Here is an 11,798-nt window from a genome sequence, read left to right as displayed (position 1 = left end):
GTGGGTGACCTATGACGACCGAACAACGCCCCGGCGATTCCGGTGCCGTCGAATCGGGCGGTGGTGCCGTCGACACGGCGGGCAAGGCCGGCGGGCGCACCCGGTTGTCCGGTGCCGTCGACTGGCGGATCGCGGCCCGCACCGGCGCCGCGCTCGTCCCTTCCGGGCCGCGGACCAGCAGGTACTCCGCCGAACAGGTGGTCAGCGAACTCGCCGACGCCTCGGTGCGCGCCGAAGCACCGGTCCGTCAGGTGACCGGTCTGCTCGACGACGAACCGGTCCCGCAGGCGCGCATCGTCGACCGGCCGGGCTGGATCGGCGCGGCGGCCGATTCGATGGCCCAGCTCACCGGCACCGGGGTCGGTGAGGGTCGCGGGGCATTCACCGGGAAACCGGCGGGCGTGCAGGCCGGGGCCATGCTGGCCTTCCTGTCCACCGCGATCCTCGGTCAATACGATCCGTTCACCGGCCGCGACGGCACCCTGCTGCTGGTGGCGCCGAACATCATGTCGGTGGAGCGCGCCCTCGGGGTGCAGCCGAGCGATTTCCGCTTCTGGGTGTGCCTGCACGAGGTGACCCACCGGGTGCAGTTCTCCTCGGCGCCCTGGCTGGCCGACTACATGCGCGCCAACGTCGACGTCCTCGGTGACGTCGGCGACGAACCGATGGCCGATATGCTCGCCCGTCTGCTGTCCGAGGTGCGCGACCGCCGCCGCAACGGCACACCCGAGGATCCCGCCGCCCGCGGTGTGGTCGGCCTGCTGCGCGCCACCCAGCCCGCACCGCAACGCGAGGCACTGGACCGGCTGCTGATGCTCGGCACCCTGCTCGAGGGCCACGCCGACCATGTGATGGACGCCGTCGGCCCCTCGGTCATCCCGACCGTCGAACAGATCCGCGCCGCCTTCGACCAGCGCCGCAAACGCCCGACCAACCCGGTGCAGCGGCTGCTGCGCGCGCTGCTCGGCGTCGACGCGAAGGTGGCCCAGTACGTGCGCGGCAAGGCCTTCGTCGACCACGTCGTCGACGCCGTCGGCATGCAACGCTTCAACGCTGTCTGGACCGACGCCGAGACGCTGCCGCGTCCGGACGAGATCGAAGACCCGCAACGGTGGATCAGCCGCGTCCTGGGATGAGCGCGTTCGAGCCCGTGCGGGCCGGTGCGGTGCGCCTACCCGAGACGTCCGCGGTGCTCGAACTCCGGCATGCGGTGCGCGGCTGGCTGACCCGATACGACGTCGGCCGCGAGGTCGCGGTGGGGCTGTCCGGCGGCCCGGATTCGCTCGCGCTGACGGCGGCGCTGGTGGCCGAGGCCGACGCCGTCGACGCATTGATCGTCGACCACCGGCTCCAACCGGGATCGGCCGCGGTCGCCGCCACGGCCGCGGCCACCGCGCTGCAGCTGGGCTGCCGATCCGCGCATGTCCTGCCGGTCGAGGTGGGCCGCGAGGGCGGAATGGAGGCGGCGGCCAGACGGGCGCGTTATGCGGCGCTGGACGCCGCCCGCGAGGGCCTGCCGGTGCTGCTCGGCCATACCCTCGACGATCAGGCCGAAACCGTGCTGCTCGGGCTGGCTCGCGGTTCGGGCCCACGGTCCATCCAGGGGATGGCGCCGTACGCCCCGCCGTGGGGCAGGCCCCTGCTCGGTGTGCGGCGCGCCTCCACTCGCCAGTGCTGTGCCGACCTCGGGCTCACCCCGCATGCGGACCCGCACAACGATTCGCCGGAATTCACCCGGGTCCGGCTGCGTAGCGAGGTGCTGCCGCTGCTGGAGGAGGTACTCGGCGGCGGCGTCGCCGAGGCGCTGGGCCGCACCGCCGAGCAGCTGCGCGAAGACAACGCGGTGCTCGACGAGCTGGCCCGCGACCTGCTGCGGGTGGCGAGCCACGCGGGGGAGCAACCGGCCGGCATTCATGACGTGAGTTTGTCCTGCGAGACGCTCGCCACTGCCCCCGCGGCCCTGCGCCGCAGAGCCATCCGGTTCTGGCTGCTCGACGGCGGCGCGAAAGCCCTGACCGGCAAACATTTACACGCGGTCGATCAACTGGTCACCGCCTGGCGTGGCCAGGGCGCAGTCGCGGTCGGCGGCGGCGAACCGGGCACGAGGTTGGTTGCTGGGCGTGAACGTGGCAGGCTGACACTCGCGCATACCGATCGGGTTCGCCCGGGCGAGCGCGAGTGACGGGCCCCGCGGCGACAGCGGTCGATCGGCCGGAAAATGCGGCGTGACCACGGACGGCCCGCAAGAGCACCGCGGATCAACGCAGGGAAGGGAACCAGCGGACGTGTACGGGGACGACATCGCGTCGGTGCTGATCACCGAGGAACAGATTGCCGACAAGACCAGGGAACTGGCCGACCTGATCGCCAAGCGCTATCCGCCCGACGCCCCCGAGGGTGATCTGCTGCTGATCGGCGTGCTCAAGGGCGCGATCTTCTTCATGACCGATCTGGCCAAGGCGCTGCCGATCCCCACCCAGCTGGAATTCATGGCCGTGTCTTCCTACGGTTCGTCCACCTCGTCCTCCGGCGTGGTGCGCATCATGAAGGACCTGGACAAGGACATCGCCGGGCGCAATGTGCTGATCGTCGAGGACATCATCGACTCCGGTCTCACCCTGTCGTGGCTGATGCGCAACCTGTCCACCCGCAATCCGGCCTCGCTCGAGGTGGTCACCCTGCTGCGCAAGCCCGACGCGCTGCGCACCCAGGTCGAGGTCGCACACGTCGGTTTCGACATCCCGAACGAATTCGTCGTCGGCTACGGCCTCGACTACGCCGAGCGCTACCGCGACCTGCCCTACATCGGCACCCTGCATCCGAGGGTCTACGGCGGCGAATCCTGAGCTAGGCCGCCGCCAGGCGTTTGGTCACCGGATCGCCCGGTGACACCACGCGCTCCAAGGCGCGCAGATCGGCTTCGAGTGCGCGGAACACCACGTAGGTGCCGACGAAGGCGATGATGCCGCCCACGCACAGCACCCGGACCGCGACGATCACCTCCGCGATATCGGTGGGCGGCAGGAACGTCACCCCCGCCACCGCGAGCAACGGCACCGACGCGGCCACCGCGAGGTAGCCGTTGCAGCGTTTGTCCAGGTTGCGCAGCCAGCCCGCGTCCTCGGAACTGACGTCGCCGTGCCGGAGGAAGATCGGATAGACGCAACGCACCAGGTAGAAGGTGGCAAGGAAGAACGGGTAGGCGACCGCGATGGCGCCGCAGACCGCCTGCGAGGCGAGGAAATGCCACACCCCGCGCGCGGGCAGATCGTCGGTGGTCAGCCGCAACGCGATGGGGAAGGTGAACCCGGCAACCACCCACAGCGTGAACGCGACCGCGACGGCCTGATCGCCCAGCCGTAGCGTGTCGCGTCTGGCGCGCCGCAGAGTGTCCGAGTCGTAGCGCTTGCCCTTGCGCAGCCCGCGCGTCACCCGCAGCACATACCGCGCCAGGTACAGCACCACCGCGATGCCCATCGGAAAAAGTATCGAATTGACGATGCCGGTGATGATGACGAAATTGCGCTGCGCCTCTTCCGAGAGCCTGCTGACGATGAGCTGGTGATTGTGCTCGATGTTGTACAGCGAGGCCAGCGCGTTGGGCACGCCGAGCGCGAGCAGCAGCACCGGAACCATCCACGGCCGCAGCCGCAGCCGCCAGCTGTCCGGGGCCGGGTCCACGAGTTCGCGGGCCCTCGGATCGAGGCAGGTGTCGAACTGTCTGGCCAGCGTCGCGCCATTGGGCCAGCGCCGGTCCCGGTCCGGCTCGAGGCAGGTGAGCAGGACTCGGCGCAGCGCGGCGGGGCAATCCGGTGGCAGCCGCTCCAGGGCGGACTCGTCGACGCCGGTGCTGCGCCGCTCCAGCATGGCTTCGAGGGTGGTGTCGTCGCCTTGGTCGTCCGCGCCCGCGGTGGTGTCGTCGAAGGGTTTCGCGCCGGTCAGCAGCTCCCACAGCAGCACGCCGAGGGAGTAGATGTCGGCGCGGGTGTCGAGGTCGCCCGCGCCGCGTACGCGGCCGGGATGGCAGGCCTCCAGCTGTTCCGGCGACATGTAGGTCAGGGAGCCGCCGAAGTACGACACCGGGCTGGTGCCCTCCACATTGCGGCTGAAGCTGATGTTGAAATCGGCGAGCTTGGGCACGCCCTCGGCGGTGAGCAGGACATTGGCCGGTTTGACGTCGCGGTGCAGCACCCCGTGCGAGGCGGCGTAGTCCAGCGCCTCGGCCAGCCGCCTACCCAGCCAGGCCACGGTTTCCGGCCAGCTCAGGGTGGCGATCTCGGCACGCACGCTGGAATCGGTGGGCCGGATCTCGCCTTTTTCCTCCATTGCGGTGTCCACCGCGTCCAGCAGCAGCCTGCCGTTGCGTTCCTCGGGCGGGGTGGCGCGCACCCAGCGCAGCGCCCCGAGCAGCGTGCCGCCGGGCAGGAACTGCATGTAGAGAAACCGCAGCCGGCGGGAGCCGCGTGCCCGGCCGGATTCGAGCAGTTGCTGGTCGAATACCCGCACGATGTAGTCGTGGTCGAGCTGGGCCAGCGTCTGCGGTTCGGTGCCGTGGTCGGCGGAGACCTTCACCGCCACCAGCCGTTGCAGCGAACGCTGCCTGGCCAGGAAGACGCGGGCGAAGGCGCCGCTGCCGAGTCCGGTGAGCAGATCGAAATCGCCGATGCTGGTGCCGACCTCGATCCGGTCCAGCGCCTCGTCGGTGCCGGGGCCGGTGCCCGAACCACTGCCGGGCCCGGCGTCGACCTGGGTGGCCATGTCGAAGGGCGCGGCCGTGGTGCGGGTCGGCTGATCGGCCTGGGTGGTCGCCTCGCCGTCGACGTCCGGCGAGGCTGCTCCCGCAAAGGATTCCGCTGGGGGAGGGGAGTCGGGGGTGGTTTCCGGTTCGGCGCTCATGATCCCGAGGGGTTGCTGGGTGGATGCCGTAAAACATGCACTGGTCGGCCGACGGGGTTGCCGATAAACTCCGCCACACCCGACGCCATCGACGGCGACCGGTAATCGGAAATGATACGTCCACCGGAACGGTGTCTCACCCGGTTTCGGCAACGTCGCGTCGGGCTACGAGCTGGATGAGCGCGGCCGGGCCCGACGACGGGCAGGCCACGGCAGGAGGGCACCGATGGGGGCACACGAGCCCGCGAATTCGCATGCGGGCAATGACACGATCACTCCACCCGGCCCGGTCGTCACGACCGCGGCCCGGGTGCGGGAGGGATCGACGACGCCGACAGCGGAGGTGGACGCCGCGCTGACCCGGATCGACGAGGGCAATGCCGAGGTATACGCCTTCGACGTGGTGCGTGCGGAGCGGGCGCGCGCGGAGGCGGCCGAACTGGAGAAGCGTGATCTGGACGCGCTGCCGCTGGCCGGTGTGCCGGTGGCGATCAAACACAATGTCGCGGTGACGGGCGAGACCGTGCTGGACGGATCGCTTGCCACCGATCCGGCTCCGGCCACCGCCGACCATCCCGTGGTCTCCCGGCTGCGGGAGGCGGGCGCGGTGGTCGTCGGGCTGACCACGGTGCCGGAACTGAGCCTGTGGGGCATGACCGACGGTCCCGACGGCATCACCCGCAACCCGTGGAATCCCGAGCGCACCTGCGGCGGATCCTCGGGTGGGGCCGCGGCGGCGGTGGCGGCCGGGCTGGTTCCGGTCGCGCACGGTAACGACGGTCTTGGTTCGGTGCGCATCCCGGCGGCCTGCTGCGGCGTCGTCGGGATCAAGCCGGGGCGCGGGGTGGTTCCGGCCGAGGTCGGGCCGGACTCGTGGGCCGGGATGACCGAAAACGGTGTGCTGGCAACGACTGTCGCCGACGCGGCGCTCACCCTGTCGGTGATGGCGGGGCGGCCGGAATTGGCCGACGTCGACGCCGCGGCACCGTTGCGCGTCGCGCTCGCCGTCAACGCGCCGAGTCCGCTGATCAAGGTGGACCGGCATTGGACCGCCGCCGCGCGCACGGCCGGATCGGCGGCGGCCGCGGCCGGGCACGCGGTCGACTCGGTGAAACTGCCCTACGGCGACGCGGTGACCGCGGTGATGCTGCGCTGGCCGATGCTGGCGATCCCGGAGGCCGACGAGCTGCCGCAGCCGCAGCTGTTGCAGAAACGCACCCGTCGTCATCTGGCGCTCGGCCGCTTGATCGTCCGGCTGAACCTGGTGCGGCCCGCGCAGGTCGAACGGGTGGAGGCGAGGTTGGTCGAGTTCTTCGAGAACTTCGACGTGGTGATCACCCCGGCGCTGGCACTGCCGCCGCCGCAGGCAAAGGCCTGGCATGCCAAGGGCTGGCTGACCAATTTCCTCAACAGCCCGCGCTATTCACCGTTCACCCCGATGTGGAATCTCGTCGGGTGGCCGGCGATGACGGTGCCGATGGGGCTGCATCCGGAGTCCGGGACGCCGGTGGCGGCGCAGCTGGCGGGCCCGCCGGGCAGCGAGTCGACGTTGCTGCGGCTGGCGGCTCAGCTGGAGCAGCAGCATCCGTGGCCCCGGACGGCCGCGGATCGGCCGTCCGGGCAGGACTAGTTCGGTCGCGGTGGTTCAGACCGCAAGGGCGGGTTTGCCGGCGAACCCGCCCTGCGCGGCCCGGCCGGCGAATTCCAGGATGGTCGGCCGGTTGTCGTCGGCGCGCCAGGCCACCGCCAGCTCGCACGGGGCGAGCCCGGTGACGGGGCGGGCGGTCAGACCGGGCCACCGGTACATCGGCACGTTGTTCTCGGCGAGCAGGCATACGCCGAGGCCGAGGCTGACGGCCTCCAGCTTGTCCTCGGGCGTCGCGGCCTCGGCGCCGATCTTGGGCTGACGCCCGCCGCGACCGTCGTTGCCGAGCCAGAAATCGCGGACCGCGCCCGCCTCGGGCGGCAGCGCCACGAACGGCTCGTCCATCAGGTCGGCGAAGTCGATGGTGTCCTGATCGGCCAGCCGGTGGTTCTCCGGCAGTAGCACCCAGCGGTCTTCGGTGCGCAGCACCTCCCAGCGGTACCGGTTCGGATCCGGTAGCGGTAGCCAGACCAGCGCCAGATCGGCCTGCCGGCCGGCCAAGCCGCTGGACGGGTCGGTCCAGGAGGCGGCGTGCAGGGCGAGCCGGTGCCCGCTGGCGCTTTCCAGGTCGTTGAGCAGCCCGCGACCGAGGGTGGATTGGATGCCGACGCGCAGCACCTCGCCGGCCTCTTGCAGGGAGGAGTTGGTGACTTCCCAGAGCTCGAGGATCTTGCGGGCGCCGTCGAGCAGTTCCTTGCCCGCGACGGTGAGTGCCACACTGCGCTGATTGCGATCGAACAGGACCACATCGAGCTGGCGTTCCAGCTGGCGGATCTGGCGCGAGAGGGTGGGTTGTGCGATGTGCAGCCGCTGTGCGGCGTTGGTGAAATGCAGTTCCTCAGCGACAGCGACGAAATACCGCAGGTCGCGCAAATGCGGGTCCATAGCCTATTGCTATCAGAATTGGTGCCGGATTTCCAGCCTAATCAAACCGGGAAGTTCGGAATCTCGGCCCGAAACGGTCAACAGGTTTGTTAGTCACAGCATATGGCCTGTGATGGTGTTGCGCACTATCGGATTCGGCGAGTACCCGGGATGCATGGCCCGGGACGCTGGAGCGTCGTCTTCCTGGGCTGATGACCAGGGCGGATGTGGCCGAGGTCAGAGCTTGTTTCATGTACGCGAGTGTTCCTGATCGGGTCTCCGGCTCCGGCGACCCGTGGCGAGGAGAGGCGCTCAGGGCACATGCAGTGATGTTGCTCACAATCAGGTTTGCCGGGCGCCGAAATCCGCCCACAGCTGAGAACGCGAAACGGCGCCGCGCCCGTCACGAGGACGGTCACGGCGCCGTAGCGCGCGCCACAATCGGCTCAGACGTTGCGCGCGCGTTCCTCGTAGGCCTTGCGCTGCGCGGTATCGACGTCATCGAGGAAGGCGCGGTTGGAACCCAGCGCCCGCGCCAGCCCATCGCCCCAGGATTCCGGCAGCAGATTGACCACCTGGGCGATCGCACCGGCCACGGCGGTGACCCTGACCTTCGACTTCGGCGCAGCGATCAGCTCCGCGATGGCATCGGCGATCTCCTCCGGCTCGGCCGGGCGCAGAATCTTCGGCGTGCTGACCCCGGAGCCGAGTTCGGTCTTGGTCAACGTCGGCAGCACCGAGGAGAAGCTGACACCCGTGCCCCGGTACTCCTCGCGCAGCGTATCGGTGAATCCGAGCACCGCGTGCTTGCTGGCGTTGTAGGTGGCCAGACCCGGAATGTGGGTCTCACCGGCCAGCGAGGCGATATTGATGATGTGCCCGCTGCGCCGCGGCAGCATCCGCGCCAGCGCCAGCTTCGAACCGAGGATCACGCCGTAGACGTTGATGTCGAGGATGCGGCGGGTCACCTGATCCGGCTCGTCGGCGAACTTGCCGGTGGGCATGATGCCGGCGTTGTTGATCAGCACATCGATCGGGCCGAGGGTGCGCTCCACCTCGTCGAGGAAGGCCTCGAACGAGGCCGGATCGGTGACGTCCAAGCGGCCGTACACCTCGAAGTCGCGGCTGCTGCCCGACTCCTTGACCGTCACCTCATCGATGTCGCCGATGGCGATCTTGGCCCCGAGGGCCTGCAACGCCGTCGCTGTCGCCAGCCCGATGCCGCGCGCGCCACCGGTGATGACGACGACCTTGCCGCGAATCTTCATCGCGTCTGCCATTTACTCCGCACCCTTCGAATCGCCCTTGAGTCGCAGCAGCGCCGGCACATCGAGCCGGCGCAGACCGCGCGCACCCGCCGCCCGCATCGCGCCGAGCGCGAACAGGATCTTGGGTACCTGATACGGGAACCAGATCAGTTCCTTTTCCTGCGTGGGCAGGATCGGTTTGGTGATCGCCTGCGCGCGGCAGTATTTGCGCACACCGTTCGGCCCGCCCCAGCGTGCGCCGACGCCCGACTTCTCCCAGCCGCCCATCGGCAGCGCGAAGCTGAACATGTTGGAGAAGACATCGTTGATGTTCACTGCGCCTGCCGACAGTTGCCGCGCCACCCGCTCACCACGATCTTTGTCGCCGGTCCACACCGAGGCGGACAGGCCGTAGATGGAGTCGTTGGCCAGCCGGATCGCTTCGGCTTCGTCGGCCACCTTCATGACCGGCAGCGTCGGGCCGAAGGTCTCCTCGGCGACGCACGACATCGAGTGGTCGACGTCGACGAGCACCGTGGGCTCGAAGAAGGTGCCGACCCCGGTGCGTTTGCCGCCCGTGGTCACCTTCGCGCCGGCCGCGACGGCCTCGTCCACATGCCGCTGCACGATGTTCACCTGGTTCTCGTTGGCCAGCGCGCCCACGTCGTGATTCGGCGTGCGGCCATCGATGCCCTGGCGCAGTGCGGCGACATCGGCGGTGAGTTTGGCGACGAATTCGTCGTAGACCGGCGCCTCGACGTAGACCCGCTCCACCGAGATGCACACCTGGCCCGCGTTGAACATGCCGCCGAAGGCGATGCCGTGCGCGGCCCGATCGATATCGGCGTCGGCCAGCACGATGGCCGGATCCTTCCCGCCGAGTTCGAGGCTGTAGGGGATCAGCCGCTCGACGCAGGCCGCGGCGATCTTGCGGCCGGTGGCCGTGGAACCGGTGAACTGGATGTAGTCGGCGTTGTCCACCACCGCGGCACCGGTCGCGCCCGCTCCGGTCACCACTGCGAGGACGGGCGGCGCGCCGATCTCGGCCCAGCCGCGTGCCAGCTCGACCGCCGAAAGCGGGGTCACCTCGGAGGGCTTGAGGATCACCGCGGCGCCGGCGGCGAGCGCGGGGATGACGTCGACCACCGGCATGGCCAGCGGGAAGTTCCACGGCGTGATCACGCCGACCACCGGATACGGCTTGAACGCGACCGTCAGCTTCTTGGTGCGCGCCAGCGGGCTGTGCGGTGACGGGTTCTCATCGGCGAGGAACTTCGCCGCGCGCCGGGCGTAGTAGCCGGTCAGATCGACCGAGAAGGCGGGGTCGATGAGCGCGTCCACCCGCGGCTTGCCGGTCTCCGATTGCAGTACGTCGGCCAGGTGCTCGGTGTTGTCGATGAGCCAGTCCTGCAGCTTCAGCAACCATTCCTTGCGGCCCTCGGGGCCGATGGCCTCCCACTCCGGCTGGTACAGGCGCAGCTCACGGACCTTGGCGGCGACATCGTCGGCCGAGACCTCGGGCACTGTGCCGACGACCTCGCCGGTGGCCGGATTGCGCACCTCGATCACGCCGGGCGCGGCCGGTTTCTTGCGCGTCGTCGTTCGTTTCGTCGGTCGGGCGGATTCGGTGTCGGTCACGGTCTCTCCCACTACGTCGTGGCTCTGGCTGTGCTCAGCTGCTGTGAAGCAGCTCACGAACTATGATCGTGGCACAATCGACGCCGACATTCTTGGCTTCGTTTGTCAAGCGAGGCGAGAGGGTTTTGTGCTCTCGATACAACTCGAAGTTCATGAGGTGGCCGATGACGAACCCGGTTCCGCCCGCTGGCCCGGTCCCGCTCGAACAGCCCGCCGCCGGTGGTCCGGCTCCGACCAATGAGCAGGTCCGGTACTGGCTGGCCGAATTCGTCTACGAGACGTTGCGCAGCGAAACCCTGGATCAGGTGGTCGCCCGGCTCGACAACGCCATCGTCGCCCGCATCCCCGAACTCGCCGACCGGGATATGCGCCGCGATCTCGCGGCCAGCACCCGCGCCCATGCCAGGGTGGTGCTGAGCGGGCTCACCAGCGACACGATCGAGCCGGTGCTGCCGCACGAGGCGCACGCCTTCGCCAAAACGCTCGCCCGCCGCGGATTCGAGCTGAAGATGCTGCTGCGCACCTACCACGCGGGACTGGCCGCGGTGCTCGATTACTTCACCGAGGCGCTGGACCAGCGGCGCACGCCCTATCCGATCGAACGCGTGGTGATGATGCGGATGTTCGAGCGGGCCACGCAATGGGTGGGCGCATCGGTGGAGACGCTGACCGAGACCTATCTCGAGGAGCGCGAACGCGTCCTGCGCGCTGCCCTCAATCGCCGCACCGAAACCGTGCGGGCCCTGCTGGCCGGCGACGACGTCGATCTCGAGCAGGCCTCGACCCGGCTCGGCTACCGGCTCAACCAGCAGCATCTCGGTGTGGTGCTGTGGGCCGACGAGCCCGCCGAAGCCGGCGCCGACAGCGAGATGAGCGGTGTGCTCGATCGGGTCTGTGCCAGGCTGGCCGCCGAGCTCGGCAGCAACCGCGTGCTCACTGTCGCCTCGGGCGCGAGCGGGATGTGGGCCTGGATCGGGCTGGACGGTGCGCCGGACCGGATCACGGAAGTGGACGGGCTCGCGCACCTGGTCGAGGCGCCGGTGCGGATCGCGCTCGGGGTCCCGGGCGAGCGAGTGGCCGGTTTCCGGCGCAGCCATGACGAGGCGATGGCGGCCCGCCACGTCGCCGAACGCGGCCCGGCGAACGGGCCGAGGATCACGGCCTACCGCGAGGTGGAGATCGCGTATCTGGCCGGCGTCGACGAGACGGCCATGCGCGCGCTGATCGCGCGCGAGTTGCGGGCACTGGCCCGCCGCGACGCGGGCTCGGCCCGGCTGCGCGAGACGCTGCGCGCGTACCTGCGCAGCCAGCACAGCCCGGAGGCCGCGGCGAAACTACTCGGTGTACACAAGAACACCGTCCGCTATCGGATCCAGCGGATCGAGGAACTACTCGGCCATCGCATCGACGAGCGCGCGCTGCCGTTGCAGACCGCCCTCGCCTGCGTCGCCGCCTACGGTCAGGACGTACTACCCGGCGACAACGCCTGAGCCACTACGCCTGAACCA

9 protein-coding genes are annotated in these 11,798 nt (G+C 69.5%); 5 read left to right on the top strand and 4 right to left on the bottom strand.

The window, feature by feature from the left end:
* Positions 1 to 11 precede the first annotated feature (11 nt).
* From GV790_RS13290 to hpt, 3 genes are all read left to right on the top strand, one after another.
* Positions 12 to 1,136 carry a zinc-dependent metalloprotease gene (locus tag GV790_RS13290; RefSeq protein WP_228815228.1) on the top strand — a complete coding sequence of 375 codons (1,125 nt, stop codon included), beginning with the start codon at positions 12 to 14 and terminating at the stop codon, positions 1,134 to 1,136.
* Positions 1,133 to 2,182 carry a tRNA lysidine(34) synthetase TilS gene (gene tilS, locus GV790_RS13285; protein WP_163813656.1) on the top strand — a complete coding sequence of 350 codons (1,050 nt, stop codon included), beginning with the start codon at positions 1,133 to 1,135 and terminating at the stop codon, positions 2,180 to 2,182. The genes GV790_RS13290 and tilS overlap by 4 nt, the downstream gene beginning before the upstream one ends.
* A gap of 103 nt (positions 2,183 to 2,285) precedes the next feature.
* Entirely contained in the window at positions 2,286 to 2,846 is a 561-nt protein-coding gene (gene hpt, locus GV790_RS13280) for a hypoxanthine phosphoribosyltransferase (protein ID WP_163813655.1), read from the top strand.
* A gap of 1 nt (position 2,847) precedes the next feature.
* Here the strand turns inward: hpt and GV790_RS13275 are convergent, their stop codons facing one another.
* A complete protein-coding gene (locus GV790_RS13275; protein ID WP_163813654.1) occupies positions 2,848 to 4,896 on the bottom strand; it encodes a serine/threonine-protein kinase in 2,049 nt (682 codons plus the stop codon).
* Positions 4,897 to 5,122: 226 nt separating this feature from the next.
* Between GV790_RS13275 and GV790_RS13270 the strand changes: the two genes are divergently transcribed.
* Complete coding sequence (locus GV790_RS13270) at positions 5,123 to 6,526, top strand: amidase (protein WP_178127851.1); 1,404 nt, start codon at positions 5,123 to 5,125, stop codon at positions 6,524 to 6,526.
* A gap of 15 nt (positions 6,527 to 6,541) precedes the next feature.
* Here the strand turns inward: GV790_RS13270 and GV790_RS13265 are convergent, their stop codons facing one another.
* The 3 genes from GV790_RS13265 to GV790_RS13255 all read right to left on the bottom strand — a co-directional run bounded on the left by GV790_RS13265 (position 6,542) and on the right by GV790_RS13255 (position 10,290).
* On the bottom strand, positions 6,542 to 7,426 hold the full coding sequence (locus tag GV790_RS13265) for a LysR family transcriptional regulator (protein ID WP_163813653.1): 885 nt from the start codon (positions 7,424 to 7,426) through the stop codon (positions 6,542 to 6,544).
* A 425-nt stretch (positions 7,427 to 7,851) separates the two neighbouring features.
* The gene (locus tag GV790_RS13260; protein WP_163813652.1) at positions 7,852 to 8,685 is read right to left on the bottom strand and encodes an SDR family oxidoreductase; all 834 of its coding nucleotides are present in this window, start codon (positions 8,683 to 8,685) and stop codon (positions 7,852 to 7,854) included.
* On the bottom strand, positions 8,686 to 10,290 hold the full coding sequence (locus GV790_RS13255) for an aldehyde dehydrogenase family protein (RefSeq protein ID WP_163813651.1): 1,605 nt from the start codon (positions 10,288 to 10,290) through the stop codon (positions 8,686 to 8,688).
* A gap of 164 nt (positions 10,291 to 10,454) precedes the next feature.
* On the opposite strand from GV790_RS13255, the gene GV790_RS13250 reads away from it, so the two are divergent.
* The gene (locus GV790_RS13250; RefSeq protein WP_163813650.1) at positions 10,455 to 11,780 is read left to right on the top strand and encodes a PucR family transcriptional regulator; all 1,326 of its coding nucleotides are present in this window, start codon (positions 10,455 to 10,457) and stop codon (positions 11,778 to 11,780) included.
* Positions 11,781 to 11,798: the final 18 nt, after the last annotated feature.

The organism is Nocardia cyriacigeorgica, from assembly GCF_010858045.1.
Classification (GTDB): Bacteria; Actinomycetota; Actinomycetes; order Mycobacteriales; family Mycobacteriaceae; genus Nocardia; species Nocardia cyriacigeorgica_E.
The sequence above is the reverse complement of the archived record's forward strand: the minus strand, read 5'-3'. Positions and strand labels throughout refer to the sequence as shown.

Bases quoted from the DNA above. Each gene is read 5' to 3' on its own strand.
- GV790_RS13290 (WP_228815228.1), top strand. From the start codon at position 12: ATGACGACCGAACAACGCCCCGGCGATTCCGGTGCCGTCGAATCGGGC.
- tilS (WP_163813656.1), top strand. From the start codon at position 1,133: ATGAGCGCGTTCGAGCCCGTGCGGGCCGGTGCGGTGCGCCTACCCGAG.
- GV790_RS13275 (WP_163813654.1), bottom strand. From the start codon at position 4,896: ATGAGCGCCGAACCGGAAACCACCCCCGACTCCCCTCCCCCAGCGGAA.
- GV790_RS13270 (WP_178127851.1), top strand. From the start codon at position 5,123: ATGGGGGCACACGAGCCCGCGAATTCGCATGCGGGCAATGACACGATC.
- GV790_RS13265 (WP_163813653.1), bottom strand. From the start codon at position 7,426: ATGGACCCGCATTTGCGCGACCTGCGGTATTTCGTCGCTGTCGCTGAG.
- GV790_RS13260 (WP_163813652.1), bottom strand. From the start codon at position 8,685: ATGGCAGACGCGATGAAGATTCGCGGCAAGGTCGTCGTCATCACCGGT.
- GV790_RS13250 (WP_163813650.1), top strand. From the start codon at position 10,455: ATGACGAACCCGGTTCCGCCCGCTGGCCCGGTCCCGCTCGAACAGCCC.